At 69.9% G+C, this 22,767-nt stretch carries 37 protein-coding genes; 23 read left to right on the top strand and 14 right to left on the bottom strand.

Going from position 1 to position 22,767, the window contains the following annotated elements:
- The first annotated feature begins 28 nt into the window (after nucleotides 1-28).
- From ACFV3R_RS25425 to ACFV3R_RS25445, 5 genes are read left to right on the top strand one after another with little or no spacing between them, the layout of a single operon-like run.
- Nucleotides 29-430, top strand: a complete 402-nt coding sequence (locus ACFV3R_RS25425) for a peptidoglycan-binding protein (protein WP_385587565.1) — start codon at nucleotides 29-31, stop codon at nucleotides 428-430.
- Nucleotides 430-1,299 (top strand): N-acetylmuramoyl-L-alanine amidase, encoded by an 870-nt coding sequence (locus ACFV3R_RS25430; RefSeq protein ID WP_385587568.1) that lies wholly within the window; start codon nucleotides 430-432, stop codon nucleotides 1,297-1,299. The genes ACFV3R_RS25425 and ACFV3R_RS25430 overlap by 1 nt, the downstream gene beginning before the upstream one ends.
- 1 nt (nucleotide 1,300) lies before the next feature.
- Entirely contained in the window at nucleotides 1,301-1,633 is a 333-nt protein-coding gene (locus tag ACFV3R_RS25435) for a hypothetical protein (RefSeq protein WP_385587571.1), read from the top strand.
- Nucleotides 1,634-1,646: 13 nt separating this feature from the next.
- The gene (locus ACFV3R_RS25440; RefSeq protein WP_385587574.1) at nucleotides 1,647-1,994 is read left to right on the top strand and encodes a hypothetical protein; all 348 of its coding nucleotides are present in this window, start codon (nucleotides 1,647-1,649) and stop codon (nucleotides 1,992-1,994) included.
- On the top strand, nucleotides 1,991-2,683 hold the full coding sequence (locus ACFV3R_RS25445; protein ID WP_385587577.1) for a collagen-like protein: 693 nt from the start codon (nucleotides 1,991-1,993) through the stop codon (nucleotides 2,681-2,683). The genes ACFV3R_RS25440 and ACFV3R_RS25445 overlap by 4 nt, the downstream gene beginning before the upstream one ends.
- Nucleotides 2,684-2,918: 235 nt before the next feature.
- Here ACFV3R_RS25445 and ACFV3R_RS25450 read toward each other — a convergent pair whose 3' ends face one another.
- Genes ACFV3R_RS25450 through ACFV3R_RS25485 form a run of 8 tightly spaced genes read right to left on the bottom strand, consistent with a single transcriptional unit; the run spans nucleotide 2,919 to nucleotide 5,236 of the window.
- Nucleotides 2,919-3,158: a hypothetical protein gene (locus ACFV3R_RS25450; RefSeq protein WP_385587580.1), complete on the bottom strand. Its 240-nt coding sequence runs from the start codon at nucleotides 3,156-3,158 to the stop codon at nucleotides 2,919-2,921.
- Nucleotides 3,159-3,168: 10 nt separating this feature from the next.
- Nucleotides 3,169-3,612 (bottom strand): hypothetical protein, encoded by a 444-nt coding sequence (locus ACFV3R_RS25455; RefSeq protein ID WP_385587583.1) that lies wholly within the window; start codon nucleotides 3,610-3,612, stop codon nucleotides 3,169-3,171.
- A gap of 10 nt (nucleotides 3,613-3,622) precedes the next feature.
- Nucleotides 3,623-3,868 carry a hypothetical protein gene (locus ACFV3R_RS25460; protein ID WP_385587586.1) on the bottom strand — a complete coding sequence of 82 codons (246 nt, stop codon included), beginning with the start codon at nucleotides 3,866-3,868 and terminating at the stop codon, nucleotides 3,623-3,625.
- 32 nt (nucleotides 3,869-3,900) lie between these two features.
- On the bottom strand, nucleotides 3,901-4,125 hold the full coding sequence (locus ACFV3R_RS25465) for a hypothetical protein (RefSeq protein WP_385587589.1): 225 nt from the start codon (nucleotides 4,123-4,125) through the stop codon (nucleotides 3,901-3,903).
- Between the two features lie 10 nt (nucleotides 4,126-4,135).
- A complete protein-coding gene (locus ACFV3R_RS25470) occupies nucleotides 4,136-4,372 on the bottom strand; it encodes a hypothetical protein (protein WP_385587592.1) in 237 nt (78 codons plus the stop codon).
- A gap of 10 nt (nucleotides 4,373-4,382) precedes the next feature.
- Nucleotides 4,383-4,637, bottom strand: coding sequence for a hypothetical protein (locus ACFV3R_RS25475; protein ID WP_385587595.1), 255 nt, complete (start codon nucleotides 4,635-4,637; stop codon nucleotides 4,383-4,385).
- Nucleotides 4,638-4,647: 10 nt separating this feature from the next.
- A complete protein-coding gene (locus tag ACFV3R_RS25480; protein WP_385587598.1) occupies nucleotides 4,648-4,800 on the bottom strand; it encodes a hypothetical protein in 153 nt (50 codons plus the stop codon).
- A gap of 10 nt (nucleotides 4,801-4,810) precedes the next feature.
- A complete protein-coding gene (locus ACFV3R_RS25485; protein WP_385587601.1) occupies nucleotides 4,811-5,236 on the bottom strand; it encodes a type II toxin-antitoxin system Phd/YefM family antitoxin in 426 nt (141 codons plus the stop codon).
- 184 nt (nucleotides 5,237-5,420) lie between these two features.
- On the opposite strand from ACFV3R_RS25485, the gene ACFV3R_RS25490 reads away from it, so the two are divergent.
- Together ACFV3R_RS25490 and ACFV3R_RS25495 are read left to right on the top strand one after the other, a co-directional pair.
- A complete protein-coding gene (locus ACFV3R_RS25490; RefSeq protein WP_385587605.1) occupies nucleotides 5,421-6,551 on the top strand; it encodes a tyrosine-type recombinase/integrase in 1,131 nt (376 codons plus the stop codon).
- Nucleotides 6,548-7,579, top strand: coding sequence for a hypothetical protein (locus tag ACFV3R_RS25495; protein ID WP_385587608.1), 1,032 nt, complete (start codon nucleotides 6,548-6,550; stop codon nucleotides 7,577-7,579). Before ACFV3R_RS25490 ends, ACFV3R_RS25495 begins: the two co-directional genes overlap by 4 nt.
- On the opposite strand, the gene ACFV3R_RS25500 is transcribed toward ACFV3R_RS25495, so the two are convergent.
- The 6 genes from ACFV3R_RS25500 to ACFV3R_RS25525 form a co-directional block, all read right to left on the bottom strand.
- Nucleotides 7,576-7,788: a hypothetical protein gene (locus tag ACFV3R_RS25500; RefSeq protein ID WP_385587611.1), complete on the bottom strand. Its 213-nt coding sequence runs from the start codon at nucleotides 7,786-7,788 to the stop codon at nucleotides 7,576-7,578. The genes ACFV3R_RS25495 and ACFV3R_RS25500 overlap by 4 nt on opposite strands.
- Nucleotides 7,789-7,799: 11 nt before the next feature.
- Nucleotides 7,800-8,009: a DUF6011 domain-containing protein gene (locus ACFV3R_RS25505; protein ID WP_385587614.1), complete on the bottom strand. Its 210-nt coding sequence runs from the start codon at nucleotides 8,007-8,009 to the stop codon at nucleotides 7,800-7,802.
- Nucleotides 8,006-8,185, bottom strand: coding sequence for a hypothetical protein (locus ACFV3R_RS25510; RefSeq protein WP_385587617.1), 180 nt, complete (start codon nucleotides 8,183-8,185; stop codon nucleotides 8,006-8,008). Before ACFV3R_RS25510 ends, ACFV3R_RS25505 begins: the two co-directional genes overlap by 4 nt.
- 136 nt (nucleotides 8,186-8,321) lie before the next feature.
- Nucleotides 8,322-8,516, bottom strand: coding sequence for a hypothetical protein (locus ACFV3R_RS25515; RefSeq protein WP_385587619.1), 195 nt, complete (start codon nucleotides 8,514-8,516; stop codon nucleotides 8,322-8,324).
- 164 nt (nucleotides 8,517-8,680) lie between these two features.
- A complete protein-coding gene (locus tag ACFV3R_RS25520; protein ID WP_385587622.1) occupies nucleotides 8,681-8,854 on the bottom strand; it encodes a hypothetical protein in 174 nt (57 codons plus the stop codon).
- 26 nt (nucleotides 8,855-8,880) lie between these two features.
- On the bottom strand, nucleotides 8,881-9,168 hold the full coding sequence (locus ACFV3R_RS25525) for a WYL domain-containing protein (RefSeq protein WP_385587625.1): 288 nt from the start codon (nucleotides 9,166-9,168) through the stop codon (nucleotides 8,881-8,883).
- 197 nt (nucleotides 9,169-9,365) lie between these two features.
- Between ACFV3R_RS25525 and ACFV3R_RS25530 the strand changes: the two genes are divergently transcribed.
- The 16 genes from ACFV3R_RS25530 to ACFV3R_RS25605 all read left to right on the top strand — a co-directional run bounded on the left by ACFV3R_RS25530 (nucleotide 9,366) and on the right by ACFV3R_RS25605 (nucleotide 22,686).
- The gene (locus ACFV3R_RS25530; protein ID WP_385587628.1) at nucleotides 9,366-9,872 is read left to right on the top strand and encodes a hypothetical protein; all 507 of its coding nucleotides are present in this window, start codon (nucleotides 9,366-9,368) and stop codon (nucleotides 9,870-9,872) included.
- Between the two features lie 89 nt (nucleotides 9,873-9,961).
- On the top strand, nucleotides 9,962-10,939 hold the full coding sequence (locus ACFV3R_RS25535) for a recombinase RecT (RefSeq protein ID WP_385587631.1): 978 nt from the start codon (nucleotides 9,962-9,964) through the stop codon (nucleotides 10,937-10,939).
- The gene (locus ACFV3R_RS25540) at nucleotides 10,939-12,705 is read left to right on the top strand and encodes a DNA cytosine methyltransferase (protein ID WP_385587634.1); all 1,767 of its coding nucleotides are present in this window, start codon (nucleotides 10,939-10,941) and stop codon (nucleotides 12,703-12,705) included. The genes ACFV3R_RS25535 and ACFV3R_RS25540 overlap by 1 nt, the downstream gene beginning before the upstream one ends.
- Nucleotides 12,706-12,868: 163 nt before the next feature.
- Nucleotides 12,869-13,189 carry a hypothetical protein gene (locus ACFV3R_RS25545; protein ID WP_385587637.1) on the top strand — a complete coding sequence of 107 codons (321 nt, stop codon included), beginning with the start codon at nucleotides 12,869-12,871 and terminating at the stop codon, nucleotides 13,187-13,189.
- A gap of 13 nt (nucleotides 13,190-13,202) precedes the next feature.
- Nucleotides 13,203-13,430: a hypothetical protein gene (locus tag ACFV3R_RS25550; protein ID WP_385587640.1), complete on the top strand. Its 228-nt coding sequence runs from the start codon at nucleotides 13,203-13,205 to the stop codon at nucleotides 13,428-13,430.
- A complete protein-coding gene (locus ACFV3R_RS25555; RefSeq protein ID WP_385587644.1) occupies nucleotides 13,427-14,317 on the top strand; it encodes a WhiB family transcriptional regulator in 891 nt (296 codons plus the stop codon). The genes ACFV3R_RS25550 and ACFV3R_RS25555 overlap by 4 nt, the downstream gene beginning before the upstream one ends.
- Nucleotides 14,314-14,622 carry a hypothetical protein gene (locus ACFV3R_RS25560; RefSeq protein ID WP_385587647.1) on the top strand — a complete coding sequence of 103 codons (309 nt, stop codon included), beginning with the start codon at nucleotides 14,314-14,316 and terminating at the stop codon, nucleotides 14,620-14,622. The genes ACFV3R_RS25555 and ACFV3R_RS25560 overlap by 4 nt, the downstream gene beginning before the upstream one ends.
- Complete coding sequence (locus ACFV3R_RS25565; RefSeq protein ID WP_385587650.1) at nucleotides 14,619-15,020, top strand: hypothetical protein; 402 nt, start codon at nucleotides 14,619-14,621, stop codon at nucleotides 15,018-15,020. Before ACFV3R_RS25560 ends, ACFV3R_RS25565 begins: the two co-directional genes overlap by 4 nt.
- A gap of 488 nt (nucleotides 15,021-15,508) precedes the next feature.
- Entirely contained in the window at nucleotides 15,509-15,775 is a 267-nt protein-coding gene (locus ACFV3R_RS25570; RefSeq protein ID WP_385587653.1) for a hypothetical protein, read from the top strand.
- A 367-nt stretch (nucleotides 15,776-16,142) separates the two neighbouring features.
- Nucleotides 16,143-17,423 carry a hypothetical protein gene (locus tag ACFV3R_RS25575; RefSeq protein WP_385587655.1) on the top strand — a complete coding sequence of 427 codons (1,281 nt, stop codon included), beginning with the start codon at nucleotides 16,143-16,145 and terminating at the stop codon, nucleotides 17,421-17,423.
- Nucleotides 17,420-18,238 (top strand): DciA family protein, encoded by an 819-nt coding sequence (locus ACFV3R_RS25580; protein ID WP_385587659.1) that lies wholly within the window; start codon nucleotides 17,420-17,422, stop codon nucleotides 18,236-18,238. The genes ACFV3R_RS25575 and ACFV3R_RS25580 overlap by 4 nt, the downstream gene beginning before the upstream one ends.
- 317 nt (nucleotides 18,239-18,555) lie before the next feature.
- Nucleotides 18,556-19,773, top strand: a complete 1,218-nt coding sequence (locus tag ACFV3R_RS25585) for a ParA family protein (protein ID WP_385587662.1) — start codon at nucleotides 18,556-18,558, stop codon at nucleotides 19,771-19,773.
- Nucleotides 19,770-20,864 carry a ParB/RepB/Spo0J family partition protein gene (locus ACFV3R_RS25590; protein ID WP_385587665.1) on the top strand — a complete coding sequence of 365 codons (1,095 nt, stop codon included), beginning with the start codon at nucleotides 19,770-19,772 and terminating at the stop codon, nucleotides 20,862-20,864. The genes ACFV3R_RS25585 and ACFV3R_RS25590 overlap by 4 nt, the downstream gene beginning before the upstream one ends.
- 349 nt (nucleotides 20,865-21,213) lie before the next feature.
- Complete coding sequence (locus tag ACFV3R_RS25595) at nucleotides 21,214-21,591, top strand: hypothetical protein (RefSeq protein ID WP_385587668.1); 378 nt, start codon at nucleotides 21,214-21,216, stop codon at nucleotides 21,589-21,591.
- Nucleotides 21,592-21,803: 212 nt separating this feature from the next.
- Nucleotides 21,804-22,352 carry a hypothetical protein gene (locus tag ACFV3R_RS25600; RefSeq protein ID WP_385587671.1) on the top strand — a complete coding sequence of 183 codons (549 nt, stop codon included), beginning with the start codon at nucleotides 21,804-21,806 and terminating at the stop codon, nucleotides 22,350-22,352.
- A gap of 91 nt (nucleotides 22,353-22,443) precedes the next feature.
- Complete coding sequence (locus ACFV3R_RS25605; RefSeq protein ID WP_385587673.1) at nucleotides 22,444-22,686, top strand: hypothetical protein; 243 nt, start codon at nucleotides 22,444-22,446, stop codon at nucleotides 22,684-22,686.
- The last annotated feature ends 81 nt before the right edge of the window (nucleotides 22,687-22,767 follow it).

Raw genomic sequence — 22,767 nt, forward strand, 5'->3', positions numbered from 1 at the left:
CAGGCGCGGGGAGTCAGGAGCCGGTCGGTTGCCCAGCAACGACCACACGGCGCGCAGCGCCAAGCAGGCCGACGGCAAGGCCGAGTCGCCCACGGCAGCGCCCGAGGACGGCACCACACCGGCGCCCGCCACCACCGCGGACGATGATGCGCGGCTCTACGAGCCCTACCCCGGCGCCGCGTTCTTCCACGGCGGCCGGCACTCCCCGATCGTCGCCGCGATGGGCCGCCGCCTCGAGCAGGAAGCCTGCGCCCCGCCCGGCCTGCGCCTAGGCCCGGACTGGACCCGCGCCCACCAGCGCGCCTTCGCCGCCTGGCAGCACACGCTGCGCCCCAAGGGCGGCGGCGACACCTCCGGCATCCCAGACGACGTCGCCTGGCGCGCCCTTCGTGTTCCCCGCATCACACCCTCTCCCGCCCAGGAGTCCTGATGGCCACCCCCATGACCGCCGACCAGTTCGTCGCCCAACTCAAGAAGTGGGGCCTGAAGTACGTCGGGGTAGGCAACTGGCGTACCCACAACCGTGCCGGGCACGGCGCGTGGGGCGGCGTGAACGGTTTCATCTGGCACCACACCGGCGCCACCATCAGCGCCGCCTCCGCCAAGACCTACGCTGCCGGCACCCTCTACAACGGCCGCTCCGACCTGCCCGGCCCGCTGTGCCACGCCTCCATCGGCCTGGACGGCACCGTCTACCTCGTCGGATGGGGACGCACCAACCACGCCGGCGGCGGCGACCCGAAGGTGCTTCAGCACGTCATCAACGAGGACTACACCGGCCAACTCCACCCCACCAAGGGCAACGCCAACGGCACGGACGGCAACGCCCACTTCTACGGCGTGGAGATCCAGTACAGCGGCTCGAAGAAGATGGCGCCCGCCCAATACGAAGCGGCACTGCGCCTGTCCGCCGCGATCCTCGACCACCACGGCTGGACGGAGAAGTCCGTCATCGGCCACGGCGAGTGGTCCAACGACAAGTGGGACCCCGGCTGCGCCCCCGGAAAGATCATGGACATGGTCGCGGTGCGCGCCGACGTCAAGAAGACCCTGGCCGGCAACCCGCCCGCCACCGACAGCAGCAAGGAGATCGACGACATGAGCGCCACCGACATCTACAAGGCCGTCTGGGACCAGGACAAGCTCCCGGCCCCCACCCGCTCCACCACCGTCAAGAGCAACCCGACCTGGGCCCCGGCCAACGCGCTGCGCGAGACCTACGACCGCATCGCCGAACTCCGCGACCAGCTCAACCACCTCACCACGCTCGTCGAGACCATCGCGAAGAAGGTGGGCTGACGTGACCATCCTCGGACGCGAACCCGTCGTCTACCTCAACGCCCTCTCCGCCGCCCTCGGCCTGGTCGTCACCCTCGGCATCACCGGCCTGACGCAGGAGATGGCCGGCGCCATCGTCGCCGCTCTCACCGCGGTCCTCGGTGCGATAGCCGCCTGGCGCACCCGCCCGGTCGCCCCGCAGGCCTTCACCGCCGTCGTCGCCGCCGGCGCCACGCTCGCCGCAACCTTCGGCTACGACGTCTCCCAGGCCACGATCGGCGCCGTCAACGCGGTCGTCCTCACCCTCCTGACCCTCCTCACCCGCGCCCAGGTCACCCCAACCACCAGCAACTAGCCCTGGACTCCACATGAGCGACGAGCCGACCCTCGGCGAGGTCGTGCGCCGCCTAGAGGCCGTACACGCAGACCTCAAGGACGACATGCGCGAGCTAGCGAGCCGGCTCGACGGCAAGGTGTCCGCCGACGTCCTGCGCCTAGAGCAAGCAGGCCAGGACGCGGCGGTCTCCACTCTCGCCCAGCGCGTCAAGGCCCTCGAAGAGGGGGACGCCGAACGCCTCCGGCAGCAGGAAGCTGACCGACGCGAACGGGAGCGGCAACGCGCCGCAGACCGACGCCTGATCCTCACCGGCCTTGTGGTACCGGTCCTCCTGGTGCTCCTCCAGGTCTACCTCGCCACGAAGGGAGCGAGCACGTGACCGAGCACCACCATCGCAATATCCGCCGGCGCCGCCGCGGCGACCTCTGGTACGCCCTGGGGGCGCTCGCCGCGGTGGCCATCCTGGCGTGGGTGGTCATCACCATGCAGCAGCTCGCCCACGATCTGCACGACGCCAACGATGCCCGCGACGCGCTGGCGCACCAGGTGCAGCAGTTGGGGGAGTCGCCGGTGGCAGGGCCGCCGGGCAGCCGCGGGGAGCCCGGCAAGGGCGCCCAAGGCCGGCAGGGCGATCCGGGCCTCCCCGGGGCCGCGGGGGCTGACGGCGCTACCGGCCCTGCGGGGAAGGCGGGAGCCACGGGTTCCCCTGGCCCCTCTGGCTCTCCTGGTGCACCCGGCAAGGACGGTTCGCCGGGCGCAGATGGCACCAACGGCACTGACGGTTCGCCGGGCGCAGATGGCACCAACGGCACTGACGGTGCGGCGGGTCCAGCTGGCCCTCAAGGGCCGCAGGGCGATCCGGGACCGGCCGGCCCGGCAGGGAAGGACGGCAAGGACGGGGCCGACGGTCGGGATGGGCAGACGTGCCCTGACGGCTACAGCCTCCAGACGTCGCCCCTGGACCCGGACGCGCTGGTGTGTCGGCGGGACGGGTCTGGTTCCGTGCCGAATCCTGGGCCGACGGCGTCTCAGCCAGCTGCGTTGGCACCGGATCGTCGCCGATCGTGAGGCTCCTGTGGCCCGGTGGGTCCCGGGACTGGGCGGCATGTTTCCGCTGGTCTAGGGCCCGTGTCCTATCGTTTTGGGAAATAAATAACGCGCGCTGGCGATCTTCTTCATCGCGGCCACACGGTTCCCTCCGTCGGCTTCGCCCTCGCCACCTACAGCGAACTGCCACAGGGGTAGGTAGCCTGACGTGCAGCGGCCCCGCCCACTAGTCCTGGGCGGGGCCGCGCTACGTGGTCTACTGTTCGCTGGCGGTCGGTGCTCGGAGGATGAGCGGGTGGCTTCCGCCGCCGATTTCTATGCCGGTCTTCCGGTCGAAGCGCTCACGGCGCTCTCCGCCGCCTGCCCGCTGCACCTTCACGTAGGTGCGTCCGACGTGCGAGGCGGTGACGGGGTAGGGCGGCATGGTGTCGCTCTGGTAGTCGATGAGGAGCGGGTCGCCGACCTTGAGATCAGCGGGTAGCCCCTTGGCATCCATGCCCATCTCCTCACTGCTCGGTGGTGTGGTTGGCGAACAGCTCGGCAGCGCGGGCGTCAGGGCACCGAGGATCGGCCTCCGTCCAGCCGTGCGCCTGGCAGTAGCCGTGATGGTCGTACCAGCACGGATCTGGGTCTCGCAGATCGTCAATCAGCTGCATCAGATCGGACTTCTCGGCACGCGCATGGTTCCGCTCGTCCCGGAACTCGGCTGCCTTGGTCACGGCCTGGAGCAGGGTGTGGGTGTCCAGGTGCTGACGGAGGGCGTCGTCCACCTTCTGCATGTGGGCCCGCCCGGTGTCCCCAGCCAGGCGCGTGACCAGATCCTGGAAGGACTCGTCGGGACGCTGGGCGAGCGGTTCGGTGGGTCCTTCGCCCGGACGGGGCTGCTCCTGGTCGTAGTGCCATCCACACTCCAGGGGACAGTAGTAGCGGGTGGTGGTCCCAGCGGTCATGGTCGTGTCCTCACTGCTCGGTGGTGCGGTTGGCGGCCTGGGCGGTGCGGATCTCGTCGGCGGTGACGGTCTCGAAGTGCCACCAGCGTCCGCCCTCCCACTGCTCGACCTTCGCGCTGGTGGCTGGGCTGTCGCCGCCGAGGGTGGTGCGGAGGAAGGCGTACACCTTGGCCTCGCTGGTGAACGCGGACGGGGCCTGCACGTCCGGGCCGGTGACGGTCACACGCCATGGCTTCGACGGCTTCTTGGCGGTCATGGTCGTCTCCTCACTGGTCGATGGTGGGGTTGTCAGTCTTCGCCCCATGCGGCGTCGACCAGGTCGGGGTCGGGCTGGATGAGGGCGGCAGCTTCGGCGTAACCGGCTGCTCGGAGTCGGGCGGCGGTCTCCGTGTCGCGCAGTGCGAGGAGCGCGTCCGCGTAGGTCGGGATCAGGTCGCGGCGGAGGCCAGCTTCCTCGAAGAGGGTGGCGGCGCGCTGCCAGGCAGTCTTGTCGTCGTAGGGGGCTTCGCTCATGGTCGTGTCCTCACTGCTCGGTGGCGCGGTCGGCGGGCACGGGGTCGACGTGGGTAAGGGCGATGCAGGCGCTGTGTCCATCCACCCAGACGACGTCGGTGTGGCCGCCGAGTACTGACGCCTTGCTGCGGGTTTTGCTCGGGATGGCCTCAGCGGTTGGATCGTCCTCGGGGCGGCAGCCAGGGTAGGCAATGACGGGCGTGCCTACGGGGTACTCAGCGTTCCACTGCTCTGCGGTCAGTGCCATGGTCGTGTCCTCACTTCTCGGTGGTGTGGTCGGCGGTGCGCATACGGTCGAGCAGGGCGGACATGACGTCCGGGCCCATACCTGCCGGCGCGTCGATCTCGATGGGCTTCTCCCGTCCGCGAACGAAGACCGCGACCGAATGGAACTCGTCCCGTACAGCCTGGATGTCGGCGAGGCGGATGCATGCCTTTTCGTCCACCCAGACGAACCCCGCAGGAACCTTGGGGAGAGCGGTGAAGTCGACTTTACTGGTCCAACTCGGCATGATCGTGTCCTCACTTCTCGGTGGTGCGGTCGGCGAGTTCCTCGTCGATGGCCTGCCGCGCCTCGGTCAAGGTCATGGCGAACTCGTCGCCGGGCTGGGCGAGGACGATGCGCGGGTTGTTCTCGTCGGTCCAGTCGACGTCGTAGCGGGCGGGGCTGCTCATGGTCGTGTCCTCACTTCTCGGTGGTGGTGTGGCGTGATCGGGCAGCTTTCTGGTGTTCCGCGGTGAGACGAGGCATCAACCGTTCGGTGTGCTCGTCGGCTGGGTCGAGGATGATGCCGAGCGTCGGGGGTGCCTCGTCCCAACTGAGGTTCCACTCGACCTCGGTGACCCGCCAAGAGGTCTCGTCGTGCTCCAGTGTCTGGTGCAGGGTCTCGCCGATGCGGGGCACCGCTGGGAGTGTCACCGTCCGTTCGGTGTGGGGGAAGTAGAGGGTGGCTTCGACGGCGCCGGCGGGTTGGATGGCGTTGACGGGGCCGATGGCGGCGACGGGGCGACCGTGTCGGGTGAGTCGGACGGTCTGGCCGGTGGTGCGGACGTGGTCGGTGATTTCGCCGAGTTTGGCGCGAGCGGCTTCGATGCCCAGATCGTTCTCCATGAAGAAACCTTACGGTCCTTGAGGTATAGCGTCAAGGGGTTTCGTGACGATCGGAGCTGTCGGGGCATCGTCCCGAGTCTCACCTCGGATAACCTCTCCTTATCCGAGGTGACCTGCTCGCGGCAGGTTCGTTCTGGGGGAAGCGCATAACGTGTGTTAAGCGCGGCGCGCGTAAGCTCGGATCATGAGCGAAGTGATCACCGGCCGGATCATCACCGAGCGACCCCGCGCCGAGCTCGAAGCACCCGGCGCCGCGCAGGAGGCCCTGTTCTGGCTGCGCGACGTCCTGGGCACCGTCGCACCCCGCCACCCGGTCAACCGCCGGCTCGGCCCGCGCCGCTACCGCCTGGAACTCCTCGCCGAACTCTGCGACCGCCCCACCTTCAACCTGGTCGCCTCCTGGCTCGGCTCCGAAGCCGTCCCCGCGGTGAAGTCTAAGCAGGCCTACGCCGATGACCTGCGCCTGTGGGCCGAGGTGGCACGGGAGTTGGGCGGCCACGACCGGTTCTTCGTCGGCTCGGTCACCCCGGGCATGATCGAGACGTGGACCAAGCAGCAGAAGGCCCGCGGCCGGGCGCCGCGCAGCATCAACCGGCGCCTGTCGGTCCTCACCGCGCTCACCGAGTACGCGAAGTGGAAGACCAAGGACCAGAGTATGGTCTCCCCGGTCACCAAGCACGACCGGCCCAAGGTCGACCCGAGAGACGAGACGACCGCCACGCCCATCCTGGAGGTCGCCGAGTTCCAGGCCGTCGTGGACGCCGCCACCACGCCGCGCCAGGCCCTAGTGCCCGTCCTCATCTACACCCTGGCCGGCCGCGTCACCGAGTGCTGCACAGCCCAACTCGCCGACCTCAAGGCCATCGGTGGGGAGCGGAAGTTGGACCTGCGCCGCAAGGGAGGCAAGGGCCGCGTCTTCGCCCTCCCCGACCGGCTGTGCGACCTCATCGACGTCGCCACAGCCGACCGCGACGGGCAGGGGGCGCTGCTCCTGGATGACGAGGGCCGGCCCATGGACCGGCACGCCGTCGACCGGCTCCTCACCCGCCTCGGGCGGGCCGCGAAGGTACTTCCCGACCGGGACCTCACCCCGCACGTGCTGCGCGCCTCCAAGCTCACGCACATGCACGACGCCGGCACGCCGGTGGAGGAGATCCAGGAGTACGCCGATCACGCGGCGATCGAGACGACGCTGCGCTACATCCGGCGCCGCAACACCGACGCCCTCAAGGCCCGGCACGCGACAGCGGCGGTCGCGGTGTACGACCATCTGGTGGACAAGTTCGTCACCCGAAGCGGGGAGGCCCAGGAGTGAGCGAGCAGCGGTCGCGGGGTGTGGTGCGTCTGGAGCGCCTGGTGGAGCGGGTCGCTCCCCGTGACCCTGCGGCGTGGGAGCAGCGTCCGCCGTTGCGGCGGGGCCGGCAGGTGTCCTCGTCGCGGGCGCGGCAGTTGCGTGCCACCGTCGCCCAGCTCGCCCTGGCTGTGGAGCGGGAGGAGATGCCCGAGCGCTCGGGCCGCTCGGTGCAGGCCCTCCTCGCGCCGAAGGCGATCGATGTGGTCTTCGAGCTGGCGGAGCAGGGGCTGCTGCGGTCGGCGTCGAAGCCGAAGGCGCTGGGCAAGCCGCTGTCGTGGTCGGCGTTGGGCACGCTGCGGGACTGCCTGGTGATCCTGGGGGAGGAGGCCGGCGTGGAGGTGGTGGTGCCGCGGGTGTATCGGGAGCGGCAGGCACTCAAGCCGGTGCCGGCGCCGGAGCAGACGGCGGAGGCGTACCGGCGATTGGCGGACTGGGCGGCGGGCCGGCCGGAGGATGCCCGCAGCGCGCGGACGTTGGCGATGGTGGCGGTGATCTTGGATACGGGGATGCAGTCGGGTGGGATGCTCTCGCGCCGCGTGGAGCACCTGGACCTGGAGGAGGGGAGCATCGTCGCGTCGTACTGGCCGCAGAACGCGGCGTTCGAGGAGCCGGTGGTGGCGCGGGTGGGGTTGCGGCCGGGGACGCTGGCGGCGGTCCGGTCGTGGCTGCGGTTCCGGCGGCAGTACGTGGAGCGGCTGGAGGGCTCCGACCATGGGGCGTTGTGGGTGACGGTGCACCCGGTGATGTCTGCCGGGTGGGCGGCGGGGATGCCGTTGCGGCGGGACGGGTTCCGTGGCGGGTTCCGTGGGGGTGTGGAGCGTCTGAACGCGGTGTTGGCGCGGCAGTGGGACGCGAGCGTGCGGGGGCCGTGGGTGCCGTTGCCGACACGGTCGGAGCAGTTGCGGCGGAGCGTGGATGTGGATGCGCTGGTACCGGAGCTGGCGGAGGCCCGCGCGAGGGCTCGGGAGGCCCGGTACGGGGCTGGCTAGTAGGGGCCGTCGTAGCCCCATGTGTGTGGGTCGTCGCCTACACAGACGGGGCAGAGGCAGCGGCACACGCTCTGCCGCTGCGTGCACCTGTCCCACATGCAGTGGCCCTCCGCACCGCGGCATCGGTCGTCGGCCTCGACGTACTCGTAGGGCCCGAAGGGGTCCTCTTCTTGCTGAGCGGCCGGGGGCTCGTAGTGGGCGACGGTCATCGGATTCTCCTCTACATGCCGGGAAGGGTGTCTTGGTCGACGGGAGCAGTGGCCGGGGTGGGGGTGCGGCGTTCCGGGTCGCAGGTCGGCCCGTAGCCGCGCCGGCGCGACTCGGGGTCGGTGAGTTCGTGGTGACAGCCGGGGCCGCGGCACCAGACGCGGCGGCGCCCATGGGCGGGGAGCCCATCCAGGGGCTGCTGCGGATCGGGACGCACGGTCATCGGGTGGCCTGGGGCTTGTGAGCGGGGCAGTACCACCAGCCGTCGCGCTGGACCCAGCCTCGACCGGTGGCCTTGGCCGTCCACTCACCCTGCGGGCAGGACGGGCGGGCGCAGCCGATGAAGTCGCCGAGCTTGCGGCGCCGGTACTCGACGATGCCCTGAGGCGGACGAGTCATGTGGTGCCTTTCTGGGTGGTGTTGTGGCGGTGTGGTCAGGTGTTCGGGTACGATCTCAGCGTGCTGAGGCACATGGCCACCACCCGGCAGGGCGGTGGCCATCGTCATACCCAGGTGCAGCGGACAACGCCTTCCGTCACGCGTCGAGGGTGAGCCGCATATTGGCCAGGTCCGGGGTCGGGATGTTCACCGTCTCCCCGCTGCCGGGCCGGGACAGGCCGGTACCGGACGCGGTGATCTCGCGCCCTTCCACGCTGTCTCGATCGGCGCTGGTCAGGAGGATCTGGCTTCCGTTGGGGGCCGTCCAGACCTGTCCTTTGCGGATACTCATGGGGTCTCCTTGGGGTTTGGGTTCATGGTGCCGGGCTGCGGGGCGGGGTGTTGCCGGTTCAGGCGTCGCAGGAGCAGAGGGTGCGCATGCTGCCGTCGACCTCGATCATGTCGCCGCAGTCCTCGCAGCGGGTCTTGTACCAGGCCATGGGATCTCCTGCCGGTTCAGGCGCTCTTCGCCGCCCGCTCCTTCAGCTCGGCGTCGATGCGGTCCGCGTTCTTGGTCATGGCGACGGCGATCTCGGGGCGGACCAGGCCCTCACGGACTACGTGCCGGAGGAGGGACGCCTCGTACTGGAGGGAGTCGGTGGGGCGCTTGAGGTTCTCGGGCTTGGACATGGCGGTCTCCTTCAAGTCTGAAGTCGTTAGGCGGTGGTGTAGGCGGTGATGCGGTCGAGGCGGAAGCTGCGGCCGGCGTCGCGGAGGAGGTCGTGGGCGCGGACGTACCAGTCGCCCGCCTTGGAGCGGCGGACCTCGGTCGGGTCGATGACGCGGGTGGTGGTCTCGCCGTCCTGCGCGGTGTAGGTGATGCGGACTCGGCGGCCGGTCTCCAGGAGGAAGCGGAGGTAGGCGCGGGTGCCGAGGGCGGTGTGGGCGAGGGCCTGGCCGGCGCGGTGGGCGGCGGCGGTGACGCGGCGGTTGGTGGGTCGCATCGGGGCGCTCCTCTTCGGTGGGGGTGACACCACAGTACCGAAACGCATTGCGCAATGCAATACGAATGAGTAGAGTGGTCATCACCAACCCAGCCGTATTACACGGCGCAACACACAGGAGGAGAATGGGCGTGCCCACCACCACAGACAGGCATCCCCCCGGCCGCCGGGACGGACGCCGGCCGAGAGGACACGCCATGCCCAACCGCAGCAACAGCAGCCGCCACCTCAGCGACGCCGACGCCAAAACCACCCGACGCGCCATCACCTACCTCACCAACGCCGGCCAGCCCGAACTCGCTCAAGGCGTCTCCGCCGCCCTCAGCGTCGCCAGCGCCGCCACCTGGTTCAGCGGCCCCACCAAAGCCGTGCCCGTCCCCGCCTCCTTCATCGAGCACATGGAACGCGTGCGGGCCGAGACCGGTGACCAGCGCGATGTGAGCGAGGTCGTCCGGCTGCGCCTCGTCGACTTCGCCCTCGGCACCTGGACGCCGACCACAGCCAAGCCCTTCCCGCGGCCGAAGCGCGGCACCGGCGACCGCAAGAACGTCAACGTCCGCCTCAACGAGGACCTGCGCGCCCAGATCGACGCCCGCGGCTCCGACCCTGCGTTCGCCGAAGAGCACGGCTTCACCATCACAACCATGGACGTCGCGCGCGCCGCACTCTTGGACGCCTACCCGCTGCCCGACGACGCGGACTGACTCTCAGGGCGGGGCCCGGCCCGGGGAGTGAGCCGACAACCACGGCCGCCCCGCCCACACCATCAGCACAACCCCATATAGGAGACCTCGTGGTCGACACCACGCAGGCCGCGGCAACCGCCGGCGGCCCGACCCAGCACACCCAAAACCAGGGAGCCCTCGTGCCCGCCCGCACCGCAACCGGCGGGTCCCAGGCCCTCTCCCTCGCCTCGATGTCCCCCCGCGACGCCTTCGGCTTCGCCCAGGCCCTCTCCGAGTCCAGCCTCCTCCCACGCCAGTACCAGAAGAACCCCGGCTCGGTCCTGTGGGCCTTGGAGTTCGGCCGCGGCCTCGGCCTGGACGTCATCACCACCATCCAGTCCGTCCACATCATCCAGGGCAAGGCGACCATGTCCGCCGACCTGATGGCATCCCTGTGCCGCCGCGCCGGCCACCGCATGCGAGTCTCCGGCGACGAGACGCACGCCAAGGTCGTCATCTTCCGCGCCGACGACCCCGAGTTCCCCTTCGAGGTCACCTGGAGCATGGACCGGGCCCGGCAGGCGCAGTTGACTGGCAAGGACACGTGGAAGCAGTACCCGGCGGCGATGCTGCGGGCCCGCGCCATCTCCGAGTGTGTGCGGATGGCGTGCCCGGAGGTGCTGCACGGGGCGATCTACACGCCGGAGGAGCGGGGCGCGGCCATCGACGAGGACGGCCTGCCCGTGGACGGCTCGGTGTCGGTGACGCAGGTCCCCGCCTCCTGTCCCGCAGCTCCCCAGCGGCCGGCACCGGAGCCTGCCGACAACGAGGCCGACTACAGCCACCCGGGGGGAGAGACCCGCGCCGCGCCGCTGAACACCCCGGCGAACGCTGGCCAGGCGGTACAGGCGGTCCTGGACGGCCTGGTTGGTAAGGCGCAGGGACAGTGGGATGACGAGCCTGCCTTGGCGAACCTGCTTGCGCAGGCGGACGAGCGGGGCGTGGCCGACATGGAGGTCGACGGGCCCAACGGTCAGCAGCCCTTCCGCCAGATCCTCAACGATCGGATCACCGCCCTCGCGGGCCAGCAGCAGGGAGCCGCGTGATGATGACCGCAGAGGACCTCGTAGCCACCCCGTCCCACACCCAGCGGACCGGCGGCGACCTGACCGTGATGGATTGGTTCTGTGGCGCCGGCGGCAGTTCCCAGGGCGCCCACGCCGTCCCCGGCCTAACCGTCACCCGAGCCGCCAACCACTGGGCGAAGGCCATCGACTCCCACGAGGCGAACTTCCCCGAGGCCAGCCACTACCGCGGCGACATCCGCAAGGCGCCGGTGTGGGCGTGGCCCGTCACCGACATCTTCTGGGCCTCCCCAGAGTGCACGAACTGGTCGGTCGCCAAGGGAAAGAAGCGGGACTTCGCTGCCGCCCTCCAGGGGGATCTGCTCGACCTGTACGCAGAGCTGGAGGCCGAGAAGTTCGACCAGGACGACGACGGCGGACCCACCCTGGAGGAAGAGTCCCGGGCGCTGATGGAGGAGGTGCCCCTGTACCTGCGGGGCGTCATCGAGCGTGGCGGGCTGGTCAAGGCCGGCGTGGTCGAGAACGTCGTCGACGTCCGCTCCTGGGACCAATGGGACCGATGGCTCGGCGAGCTGCACAAGATGGGCTACCGCACCCGCGTCATCGCGTTGAACAGCATGCACGCCAACCCGCGGTCAGTGCACGCCGCCCCGCAGTCCCGTGACCGGCTCTACGTTGGGTACTGGCACAAGTCCCTGGGCCGCACACCAGACTGGGACAAGTGGCTGCGCCCGCGTGCGTGGTGCGAGCCGTGCGGGCAGTGGGTGCAGGCGATCCAGGCGTGGAAGCGGCCGGGGATGGACATGGGTCGCTACCGCACCCAGTACGTGTACCGCTGCCCGCGCACCACGTGCCGGAACCAGATCGTCGAGCCGGAGGCTCTGCCGGCTGCCGCGGCGATCGACTGGTCGATTCCGGGACAGCGGATCGGCGACCGGGCCAAGCCGCTCGCGGACAAGACGATCGCCCGCATCGAGGCGGGGCTGAAGAAGTTCCGGCAGCCCGTTCCGATGATGGTGCCGGCTGGCGGCACCTGGCGGGATACGGCCGTCAGTGTCGGTGAGCCAATGGGCGCCCGTACGACCCGTGAGAACGACGGGTTGATGGTCCCGCCGCTCCTCATTCCGGTGGAGGGCCGTGACGGGAAGGAGGCTCGGTCCGCGCACCACCCGATGCGCACTATGACGACCCGGAACGAGACTGGTCTCGCGTGGCTGCCGTTCATCGCCGAGCTCCGTGGCGGCGGGTCCGTTGCCCGGTCCGTGACCGAGGCCCTCGCCACGGTGACTGCGTCCGGGAACCACCATGGTCTCGTCATGCCCGACCTGCCCGCCATGGTGATGCGGAACAACAGCAGCAAGGGTTCGGGGGGCGAGCACTGCACGCTTGCAACCGAGCCGCTCAGGACCCTCACGACGGCAGGTCATCAGTCGCTCGTCACCTGGGACGACATCCTCGTCCCGTACTACAGCAACGGCACCGCGCGCACGGTTCGGGAGCCCATCGGCGCCCTGTCCACCCGCGACCGGTACGCCCTCGTGCGCGGCAACGTCGACATCAACGACGTGCGGTTCCGGATGCTGGAGCCGCACGAGATCGGTCGCGCGATGAGCTTCGCCGACGACTACATCGTCCTCGGGTCGAAGCGCGACAAGGTCCGCCAGTACGGCAATGCCGTAACCCCGAACGCGGCGGAGGTGTTGCTGTGCGCGCTGGTGGAGGCCATCACCGGTGAGGAGATAAGCCGCCACGAGCAGCCGGCCGCAGGCCTGACGGTCGCTGCCTGATGACGGGCTCCCAACTCGTCACAGTCGGGGAGGAGGTGCCGGCCATCACGGTCGGCCCTCCCGCCCCGCCCCCAACCCCGGTTCCAGGGCTGCCGAAGGCCCCGCCAGCGCCTGAACCAGTCCCTGGTCAACTTCCCATCCCGCTTCCGAGAGGAGTCCTGCCGTGCACGGTCGACGACTGCGAGCCGCAGCTCGGACTGTGGTGACCTGGCTGCGCGACCTGGCCGCGGCGTTCGCCGGCGGGTTCCGTCGCGGCTACCGGCCCACCGGGGCCGAGGAGCAGGCCCTTGAGCGGCGCCTGCACGACCTCGCCGCCCGCCGCTGGGCCATCAGCCTCACCAGCCCGCCCAATGCCCACTGGTTCATCCCGCACCTGCCGCTGCCGCCCGGGGAGGCCCGGCACGCCGTGGCTGCGGTCCGTGAGGCCGAGGCGATCCTCCGCATGGAGGCCCGCCGCCGCACCCCACCCGACGAGACCCCATGAGGAGGTGAGCGCCGTGCTCACCCGCACTCCCGTGATCGTGGCGCTCACCCTCACCACCACAGTCCTGGCTGTGGTGACGGCGACGCTGCGACGCCGCATCACCGCCAACGACGCCGAGGCCCGCCTACTCGCCGGCACCCACCGGCGCGACGCCCTGGCACTCCAGCACCTCGCAACCGCCCCCAACCGGGCGGCTTCTTCGTACCGCCACCAGAACGCTCCTGAGGGGGACCAGCAGTGACCGCAGCCACGCTGCACCGCCAGCTCACGGACCACCGCCACTACGCCTACCGGGCCTGCGCCCCCGACCCCGACCACCCCGGCCGCGCACAGGGGGACCTGACGGTGCCGGTCAACGCGTGGCTGCCGCACACCGACGACGACACCGAAGCCCCCTCGGCCCGGCACGCCCGAGAGAAGCGCGCCGCGGCGGTGTGCGCCGGCTGCCCCGTTCTGGACGCCTGCCGCACCTACGCCCTCGCCGAGACCCCCGAGGGCAAGCTGACGGAGCCGGAGGGCGTGTGGGGCGGCCTGCGCCCCCTGGAGCGGCACCGGGACCTCATCGCCCGCCGCACCGCCACCCCCGCACCGGGCGGCGTCACCGAGGCCTCCCTCGCCGAGTGCCGCACCCCCCAGAAGCAGGCCCTGCTGCGCGCCCTGGCCCGGGAGACCGACGAAGAGTTGGTCGCCTACCGGGCCGACATGGACGTGCGCACCGCCAACTGGCACCGGTCGATCTTGTGCGGACTTCTCCGCCTCAACAAGGACACCACCACCCGCAGCGACCTATTGGCCGCCGCCCGACGCTACGGGGTGATTCCTGCTGACGCCCGCATCCGACCTGAAGGGCGTTGGCCCGTACCCGCTGCGCCAGACACCACTGGGACTCGCCAGCGCGCCATCGCTCCAGACATGCCGCAGTCGCCCAAACCGCCGCAGCGCACCGTCCGGCCTTACCAGATGGTTCTGCCGGGCTACGAGTACCTGCCGCGCGTGTGGCACCTGCGAACCCGCGCCACGGGGACGGCCCCGGCAAAGGGCCGGCGCCTGCGCCTCATCCGGGCCTACGCCATCGCCCTGCCCCTCCCGCTGCCGCCCGGCCTCGCCGCCCTGGAGAAAGCCGCATGACCCACCCCGACCCCGCAGCCACCATCGACCTGCACAGCATCCTGCGGTCCCATTGCGGTGACTTCCTCACCGCCCTTGAGACCCACCTCCAAGGCACCGTCCCCCAGCCCGAGAAGCTTCCGCATCTCCTGTTCCCCGACGTACAGCCCCATCGAGCCGACGAGATCAGCGCTGTGTACTTCGCGGTTGGTCTCCACATCGGCAAGGTGCTCACACGCAGCCGCGACTGGGAGGGCGACTTCCTCCAGCACGTCTTGGCCGCGGTGAGGCAGGTAGCGGACGAGGCGCTGGGGGATGGCCGGTGACTGGCGGGCGGGGACGGCCCGTCAAGTTCGACGAGAGCACGCAGGGCGCCTACCTGAAGCTCGTGGCCGAGGGCGTGCGCCTGGGGGAGGCCGCCGACCGGTGCGGCATCTCCCGCCGCACTCCCACCCAGCTCGCCACCCGCAACCCCGACTTCGCCGACCGCCTCGCCCAGGCGAAGACCGCGGGCCGCACCTGGCGCGCCGAACACCTCGTCCACGGCCGCGCCTCCACCTACAACCTCCACGCCTGCCGCTGCACCCCCTGCACCACTGCGGCCACCACCGCCCGCCGCACCCACAGCCACACCACACCCCAACCCCACAGGACCGCGCAGATCCTCACACTGCCCCGCACCAACCCCACCACCGCAACAACCCAGTTCCCTCATGCCAGCTAGAACCGCTCAGTTGACGCGCCGTGAGGCGCTGACCTGCGCAGGAACGTGTTATTTATTTCCCAAAACGATAGGACAGCGTGGTGAGACGACCCGATGAGCTGATGAGCTGGTCATATAGCGAAATCACCACTTCTCGACACGATGTGACGGGCAGTGGTGCCGTGGTCAGCCTTGGGGATAGGCTGGTGCCTGCGCCAGCAGCACATCCCCGTGCGAGGCGCACCTACAACTGCACCAAATGGAGCGGCCCCGCTCGTCCGGCTGGTAACCGGAGTCAGGGCGGGGCCGTTGCCGGGACGCCAATCCCGGCCCTTGCGCCGAAGCCAAGTGGCTTGGCCATCGCCAACCCGTCAACCCAAGAAGCGAGCCAGCGATATGAACGAGAGTACCCGGACACCCGGGCTATCAGACAGTGGACCCAGCAGCTCTGGCGTGAACATCACACCGCCATCGAGCACGGGCCCTGTCCCCACTACCCACACCACCGCGTGACCGCCCACGGCGAGGACAACCTCGCCAGCGGAAAGAACGCGACCTACTGCACCGGCGACCGCTGCGAAGACTGCAACCCCGCCGAAGAGTGCTGCGAGGCCACCTGTGGTTGCTGCCCCCGCGTAGACGAGCACGGCCACTGCTTCCTCTCCCCGGGAAGCGAGGACGGCTCCAGGTACTGCGACCAGCACGGCGAAGGCTCCCTGTTCGACCGCTCACCCGAGGCTGAACTGCGGTACCAGGTTCTCCTGGGGGGCAAGTAGTGAGCGACGCTCCCGACCGTGCCGTCACAGACTCCCCGCGCGTTACCAACGCGGGTTCCCCTGCAACAGATGGAGATCGTTTGACGTAGCCCGTCCCTAAGGCGGGAGGTCCATGCCCCCTTCGGGGGCTTCCTCCACCGCCTGGCCGCTGGTGTTGGCGCACCGTCTGCGGCCTCGTGCCACGGCCCGGAGTTGGCGCTCCGAGCTAAGGCTCCTCTCGACCGGTTGGCGTCGGTCGCGATGAGCGAACTGGGTCCTCACCCACATCACCGCCGAGATCGGCCCCGAGGGGCTTTTTCACGTCTCGACGAAGACAGGAGTCATCTTGCAGTACCGCACACCCGCTTGTCAGCTTCCCCGTCCCAGAGTGGGCGATTCGTCCCCTAACATCACCCTCCAGGACGACACCGCGAGCCTCTGGAAGCCCGTCTACGGTGACGACCAGGAAGTCGCCGCCACCCGATCCCGGCACGCACAGCCTCGCGCCTGGGCCCGCGCCGCGCACTGGCTCATCGACAACGCCGCCCTCAACGCGCGGACCGCCGCCACCCTCCACCGCATCGTCGCGGTGCTCCAGTCCGGCATGGACTACTCCACCGGCCACGTCCTCTACAGCCTCGACACCGTCGCCACCGCGCTGCGCATCAACCGGGCCACCGTGAAGCGGCGTGTCGCGCAACTCCGGGAGATGGGTCTCCTCGCCTGGGTGCGGCACGGCAGCAAGCGCAACTCGCGGGCGGACCGGGGTCTGCCCGGGTACGCCGGCACTGCCACCATCTACGCCGCGACCATCCCCCCGGTCTACGACCACGCCATGGGTCACACGGTCATTGGCGACGGGTACGACGCGCGGATCGTCATCGACCAGCGGGGCCAGCAGAAGGCCGTCGAGGAGCCTGTGGATAACCCCCCGACCAAGATCGAATGCGCCCCATTCCCTCACCTGGTTAAGTACGACGGACCTGTAGACGTAGATGGTGGGGTAGTTACTACCGGCGGCGCCGGTGCGAAGACCTCCACCACCCCCTCGAAGAAGCCCAGCAACCAGCCGCGGCGGAAGCGGCGGACCATCCTCGGCGCCGTCGTCACCGCCACCGGCATCCAGCGCGGAGCCCGCATCGCCCGCGTCCTGGCTGCCCGCTTCCCCTGGCTGAGGAAGGCCAGCTACTACCAGATCCGGTGGGTGTGCGCCGACATGGGTGAGCGCGGCTGGACCGTGCAGCAGGCCATCGCCTTCGCCTCAGAGGCTGCCTCGTGCCGCGGCGCCGCCGGTGTGCTGTGGGACCCGGACCGGCCCCACGCGGTCCTCGCCGCCCACCTCCGCGCCCGCGAGGAGCAGCACCAAACCGACGTCCAGGCCGCCCCCGACCAGGCCCGCGCCGTCCCCGCGATGCAGAACGCCGAGTGGCGGGCCTACCAGGAGCGCAAGGCCAGCGAGCAGCAGGCCCTCGCCGACATGCTCGCCGGCGCCCGCACCGACCTCGACCGGCAGCGCGCCCAACAGGACGGCTGGAACGACTGGACCGAGGTCGCCGACCACTACGACGAGGACCCCGACGACGCCCTCGACCTGTACGGGGAACGCCTCTGCACCTACGCCGTCCGCCGCTCCGCCCAGACCGCCAGCCGACAGGGAGCCCTGCTGTGACCGATACCCCAATGTCCCCCACGGCGACCGGCGCCGACCTCGCGCGGCAGGCGTTCCGTGCCGCCCGTGTCGCCTCCAAGCAGCAGCCGCCCAGCCGCAAGGAGCGCGTCAAGCGCATGCGGAAGGACCAGAAGCGCCTCGGCGACCCCCTGGCGTTCTCTGACGTCCTGGACCAGCTCGCCGCCGCGAACGGCTGGGAGAAGCCGTCCGCCGGTGGCCAGATCACCGCCCGGTGGCACCGCGTCGCCCCGCCTGAGTACGCGGGCCTCGCCGCGCCGGAGCGGTACGACGCCGAGACGCAGACCCTGCACCTGCGGCCCGTGACGACGGCTGCGGCCACCAAGCTCCGCTGGGACGGGCCGAAGCTCGCCGCCGCCCTCAACGCCGCGGTGGGCGACGGCACCGTCAAGCAGGTCCGAGTACTAGCCCCCGGTCCCGCCTCGTGGACGACGGACGGCGCGGCACCCGAGGACGACGCCCCGCGGCGCCTGGAGGAGCTGCCGGTGAAGACCCGTGCTGACGCCTCTCCCGGTTTCCACCTCGCCATAGAGGCGCACCTGGAGCACGCCGTCCACGATCACGATCGCACCGAACTCGCCCGCCTCATCCGAGCTCTCGCCGACCGCCCGCCGGCGATCCGGGAGCCGGAGGAGGCGTTCCGCGCGGCGATGTGGGAGAAGGCTGACGCCGAGGAAGCAGCACGGCATGACGAGGATCGCGCGGAGAGGGTGCGCGCCCGGGCCCTGGCTGCGGCCCGCGCCGCGAAGGCCGGCAGGGCGCCCGCGGTACCAACCGCCTTCCAGCGCACCGCGTAGGGCAACGGCTGTCGTCCCCGTGCCGCATGATGTTCCGAGCCCGCTCTGGGCACCGCTGCGCGCGTCTCGCGCGCCCCACGAGGAGCCACCATGGACCCCCGCCACCTTCGCCAACCTGTCCGCACTGTCCTGAAGCCGGAGCCCCTGAGCCCGCCGCCGGCTTGGCAGGGCCTGTTCCTCGAGCCCGTCACCCCTGAGATCGAGACGGAAGACGAGCAGGGCGAGTCATAACGCCGTTATAGCTCAGCCGACACGCCGTCAAGAGACACTAACGCCCCAATGCTGGAAAACATCTCCGGCGTTAGTAAGGTGCCCTCATGACGAGTTCGCCCAGCGACCGCGAGAAGGTCGTCTCCAAACTCCCCGCCGCGCTCTGGCAACCCCTCAAGGTTCGCACCGCGCAGCTCGGCATCGCCCTCCAGGACGCCGTCGCCGAAGGCCTCAGCGCCTGGCGCAACCTCGGCGCCAACCTTCAGACCGTCGACACCGCCGGCGCCGACACCTTCTCCACCTGGCTTCCCCAGGGGCTCTGGGACGGCTTCCGCGCCGACGCCACCGCCCGAGGAGTCTCCGGCATCCAAGGACTCGCCCAGTCCGTACAGCTCTGGCTCGACTCCAACCCGGCCCCCAGCGTCGAACGCCCCACCATCGTGCGGCGCAAGATCATCTGCAACCAGAAGGGCGGCGTTGGCAAGACCACCATCGCCGCCGGCCTCGCCGAGGCTTACGCCGAGGACAGCGAGAAGCTGTACCCGGTACGGCACATGAAGCAGATGTCGGAGAACAACCTCGAAGCCGAGATCCAGGAGCTCGTCGGCCTCGGCTGGCGGGTCCTCGTGGTCGACTTCGACCCCCAGTGCCACCTCACCAAGCAGTTCGGCCAGGAGATCATCCCCCGCAACGCCGACAGCCTCGCCAAGCACATGATCGGCGAAGGTAAGGGCGACATCCGCGACCTCGTCATGCCCGTGGCCGAGGGCGTCTTCGGTGGCCGACTCTCCCTGCTGCCCGGATGCCGCGACGCCTTCCTCATCGATCTCGGGCTCGCCCGAGCCCGCGCCCGCGAAGCCGCCCTCGAGCGGGCCCTCGCACCTCTCGAGGAAGACTTCGACTGCATCATCATCGACTGCCCGCCAACCCTCGGCCTGTCGATGGACACCGCCATCTACTACGGCCGCCGCCGAGAAGGTGAACGCCCCGGAGCCTCCGGCATCGGCATCGTCGTCCTCGCCGAGGACAGCAGCGCCGACGCCTACGAACTCCTCGTCGAGCAGATCGAAGATGCGCGCAGGGACCTCCGCATCGACATCGACTACCTCGGGCTCATCGTCAACCAGTACGACGGCCGCCGCGGCTACATCGCCACCAGCTCCCTCGAGGAGTGGAAGGCCATAAAGGACCCGCGAGTCGTGGCCGTCATCCCGGACAGGGCCCAGCAGCGCGAAGCGGTCAGGATGAAGGAGCCGCTGCTCTCCTACGAGCCTGCCTGCGAGCAGGCCATGAACATCCGGGCGCTGGCGCGGGAGATCGCATGAAGAAGTCCGACAAGCTCGGGCGGGCATCCAGCTTCAGCCGTGCAAGCGAAGTGAGTGACCGGCGCCGGGCAATCGCTGAGGCCGCCGGCACCTCACTTGAGGAGTATGAGCACGAGGAGCCGCGGGCGGAGAAGCTGGCGACGAAGCTCATCAGCCAGAACCCGGACAACCCCCGCGAGGATCTCGGTGACGTCTCCGAGCTGGCGCAGACCCTCGTTGAGATCGGTCTGGTCAACGCCATCACCGTCGTGACCCGGGAGGCGTATCTCGCGGAGCGCCCAGATCGTGCCGGCGAGCTGGACGAGGGCTCGGAGTACGTCGTCGTCGACGGGCACCGGCGCTTGGAGGCAGCCAAGAAGGCTGGCCTCGAGGAACTCAAGTACACGGTCGACGACCACTTCGCGAGCTCTGACGAGAAGCTCCTCGAGGCTGCCTTCGTAGCGAACGCTCACGCCGAGCACATGTCGGAACTCGAAGAGGCTGCCGCGCTCGACAAGCTGGTGAAGTTCTACGGCTCTCAGACGAAGGCCGCAGAGCGGCTCGGCCGGACTCAGGCGTTCATCTCCCAGCGCTTGTCGTTGCTGAGGCTCGACCCCAGCCTCCAGGCAGACCTCAGCTCCGGGCGGCGGAAGGTCGAACATGTGCGGGGCTTGAGCAAGCTCCCGTCGCAGCAGCAACGCGAGAGGGCAGATGCGCGGGCCGCGGAAGCCGAGCGAAAGGCGGCGGACAAGAAGAAGCGCAAGGGGGCGAAGACTGGGGGCTCCCCCAGCGCCCATAACGGCGTTATGGCCTCAGGAGGAGGAAGCGATGCCACTTCGGGGGCCACGCACACGACCGCCACCTATAACGGCGTTATGGGAGACGGCACCGGGGCGACCTCAAACGACACCGCAGTGACTTCAGCGGAGACCCATAACGGCGTTATGACTCCTGCCTCAGCTGAGCAGCAGAGCATCACGGCTGAAGACACGGCGGAGCCTCAGGCGCTTGTATGTGACTGGACGGACGTTGATGTCGTGCGCGACAGCCTGAGCAAGGTCATGCCTCCAGAGAGCTTGAGGAAGCTCGCCGAGATCATCCTCGCTCACTGAGGAGGCATCGCAACCAGTTCGCGCAGCCTCTACCTGAGTGGTCAGGCTCGTGGTTAGACTGCGTCTACCGCACTGGCACGCCTTCGGGTGGGTCGTCGTGAGGTCTCTGCGCCCCGCGCGCCGGAGGGTGTTGTCGGCAAAACTCCGCCCTCCAGCCGCGGGGCGCACTCATGCCCGCGGTGGCTGAACCCCGCCGGTCCGGCTGATCACGGACGTGTCAATTCTGAGGGTCGCCTTACCGCCCGGTACGAATCCGGGGCAAACTGATAGCCCCCGGGACGGACACCGGCGCCAGCCCGGGACGCACCAGGCGCCCACTTCCCAACGCCGGACCGAGCGGAGACTGACCATGCCCGGACCCACCCCGGCAGGCACCACCCCGCCCACCGCCACCGTCATCAGCCTCGCCGCGCACCGCCGCGGCCGGCTCGGGGAGGCCCCCGTGCAGCCCAGCCACGACGGCACAGCCCCGAAGCCCACAGCGCGCGACTACCCCTCCAGCCAACTCCTCGACCTCGTCCAGGCTCTGTTCCGCAAGCGGGAGAGGACGCTCACCGACCCGCGCACCGCGGAGGCGTACCTCCTGGCGCTGGAGACCGTGACCATCCTCATCGACGGCGCGAAGGCGTCCGGCGGGTTGGGGGAGGCGCAGCACCGGCTGCTGCGGGCGTACCTGGAGGAGGCTCGGGTGATCCCCGACTACCTGACGGGCCGTCACACCTCGTAGCGGCATATGCCGGTTGCGTCGCTGTGGCGTGACGGATAGGCAACGAAAACCCCGGTTACGAGATCAACAGCAACGTTCTGTTCAAAACCGGACCACACGCGTGCCATTATGGGTCACCGGTAACTCACCGCCAGTAACCACAACCGATGTGGCACGAGCGCTCCCCCCACCCCGCGCCGCACCGGCTGAGACCCTCACGGGAGCGGGGACCCATGGGCCACAGCACCAACCAGCAACTCGAGCGCAACATACGACTGCTCCGCGGAGCCCTCTACGCCCCCAAGGGGCAGCGGCTCAACGGCATGCCCCACACCCAGACCGTCGAGGCGCCGGCACCAGCCGACCTCGACCTCCTGGACTACCTCGCCACCGTCGAACGGGACCTCTCCCTCGCCGACTACACGCCGGCCCCCGCCGAACCCCCCACCGGCGGCGCCCCGGCCCTGGACGACTACCTCGCCGCAGTGGCCGTCGATCACGGCCTGGACCTCGAGCGTGAGCGGACCATCCGCACCAACGCCCACCTCCTCGCCCAGACCATCCTCCTCGGCGACCGGCACGCCGTGTGCAAGCGGCAGTGCCCGCAGTGCCGCTGCTGGAGCCTGATGTGGGACCGTGCCGCCGAGATGGACGAGGCCGGCGCCCGGTGCACCAACGCCGACTGCCGCGACGAGGACGGCCGGCCCTCCCGCTGGTCCCTGTACCAGCTCGCCGAGGACGAGCACCTCGAGCGTGAACGCCGCCAGGCCCACGCCAACTAGCCCCACCGCACCACCCTGCTGCACCACCCTTTCCACCGTTTCGGCCGGTCGGCGCTGCGAACGACGGCCCTGTCGATACGGAGCCGCCACCATGGCGATCACCATTGCCGCCCCTCACGTCGAGACGGGCGACTGGACCAGCGAGGCCGAGTGCCTCCTGCTGCTGTCCCACACCGGGCACAAGGTGGCCCGGTCCACGCTGCGCCGCTGGCTGAGCGCGGCGGGTGTTCCGTCCCGCCGTATGCGCGGCGCCGTGTACTACCCGTGGACGAGCGTGGTGCAGGTGCATCGGGACCAGACGGTCCGTCGACTCAGACGGGCCGGGGGCCTGTAGCCAGCTCGGTTTCTCAAAGCCCCGCCCCATCTGCTGGGGGCGGGGCTTTCGTGTGTCCGGGCCAGGAACTTCCAGAAACGT

Source organism: Streptomyces sp. NPDC059740 (assembly GCF_042733155.1).
Classification (GTDB): domain Bacteria; phylum Actinomycetota; class Actinomycetes; order Streptomycetales; family Streptomycetaceae; genus Streptomyces.

Coding starts and splice junctions, on each gene's coding strand:
- ACFV3R_RS25500 (WP_385587611.1), bottom strand. CDS start 7,788: ATGACCGTCGCCCACTACGAGCCCCCGGCCGCTCAGCAAGAAGAGGAC.
- ACFV3R_RS25450 (WP_385587580.1), bottom strand. CDS start 3,158: ATGGATGCCAAGGGGCTACCCGCTGATCTCAAGGTCGGCGACCCGCTC.
- ACFV3R_RS25485 (WP_385587601.1), bottom strand. CDS start 5,236: ATGGAGAACGATCTGGGCATCGAAGCCGCTCGCGCCAAACTCGGCGAA.
- ACFV3R_RS25510 (WP_385587617.1), bottom strand. CDS start 8,185: ATGACTCGTCCGCCTCAGGGCATCGTCGAGTACCGGCGCCGCAAGCTC.
- ACFV3R_RS25505 (WP_385587614.1), bottom strand. CDS start 8,009: ATGACCGTGCGTCCCGATCCGCAGCAGCCCCTGGATGGGCTCCCCGCC.
- ACFV3R_RS25595 (WP_385587668.1), top strand. CDS start 21,214: ATGCCCGGACCCACCCCGGCAGGCACCACCCCGCCCACCGCCACCGTC.
- ACFV3R_RS25585 (WP_385587662.1), top strand. CDS start 18,556: ATGACGAGTTCGCCCAGCGACCGCGAGAAGGTCGTCTCCAAACTCCCC.
- ACFV3R_RS25590 (WP_385587665.1), top strand. CDS start 19,770: ATGAAGAAGTCCGACAAGCTCGGGCGGGCATCCAGCTTCAGCCGTGCA.
- ACFV3R_RS25455 (WP_385587583.1), bottom strand. CDS start 3,612: ATGACCGCTGGGACCACCACCCGCTACTACTGTCCCCTGGAGTGTGGA.
- ACFV3R_RS25430 (WP_385587568.1), top strand. CDS start 430: ATGGCCACCCCCATGACCGCCGACCAGTTCGTCGCCCAACTCAAGAAG.
- ACFV3R_RS25460 (WP_385587586.1), bottom strand. CDS start 3,868: ATGACCGCCAAGAAGCCGTCGAAGCCATGGCGTGTGACCGTCACCGGC.
- ACFV3R_RS25520 (WP_385587622.1), bottom strand. CDS start 8,854: ATGTCCAAGCCCGAGAACCTCAAGCGCCCCACCGACTCCCTCCAGTAC.
- ACFV3R_RS25540 (WP_385587634.1), top strand. CDS start 10,939: ATGATGACCGCAGAGGACCTCGTAGCCACCCCGTCCCACACCCAGCGG.
- ACFV3R_RS25600 (WP_385587671.1), top strand. CDS start 21,804: ATGGGCCACAGCACCAACCAGCAACTCGAGCGCAACATACGACTGCTC.
- ACFV3R_RS25470 (WP_385587592.1), bottom strand. CDS start 4,372: ATGGCACTGACCGCAGAGCAGTGGAACGCTGAGTACCCCGTAGGCACG.
- ACFV3R_RS25465 (WP_385587589.1), bottom strand. CDS start 4,125: ATGAGCGAAGCCCCCTACGACGACAAGACTGCCTGGCAGCGCGCCGCC.
- ACFV3R_RS25440 (WP_385587574.1), top strand. CDS start 1,647: ATGAGCGACGAGCCGACCCTCGGCGAGGTCGTGCGCCGCCTAGAGGCC.
- ACFV3R_RS25475 (WP_385587595.1), bottom strand. CDS start 4,637: ATGCCGAGTTGGACCAGTAAAGTCGACTTCACCGCTCTCCCCAAGGTT.
- ACFV3R_RS25515 (WP_385587619.1), bottom strand. CDS start 8,516: ATGAGTATCCGCAAAGGACAGGTCTGGACGGCCCCCAACGGAAGCCAG.
- ACFV3R_RS25560 (WP_385587647.1), top strand. CDS start 14,314: ATGACCCACCCCGACCCCGCAGCCACCATCGACCTGCACAGCATCCTG.
- ACFV3R_RS25490 (WP_385587605.1), top strand. CDS start 5,421: ATGAGCGAAGTGATCACCGGCCGGATCATCACCGAGCGACCCCGCGCC.
- ACFV3R_RS25530 (WP_385587628.1), top strand. CDS start 9,366: ATGCCCAACCGCAGCAACAGCAGCCGCCACCTCAGCGACGCCGACGCC.
- ACFV3R_RS25525 (WP_385587625.1), bottom strand. CDS start 9,168: ATGCGACCCACCAACCGCCGCGTCACCGCCGCCGCCCACCGCGCCGGC.
- ACFV3R_RS25605 (WP_385587673.1), top strand. CDS start 22,444: ATGGCGATCACCATTGCCGCCCCTCACGTCGAGACGGGCGACTGGACC.
- ACFV3R_RS25480 (WP_385587598.1), bottom strand. CDS start 4,800: ATGAGCAGCCCCGCCCGCTACGACGTCGACTGGACCGACGAGAACAAC.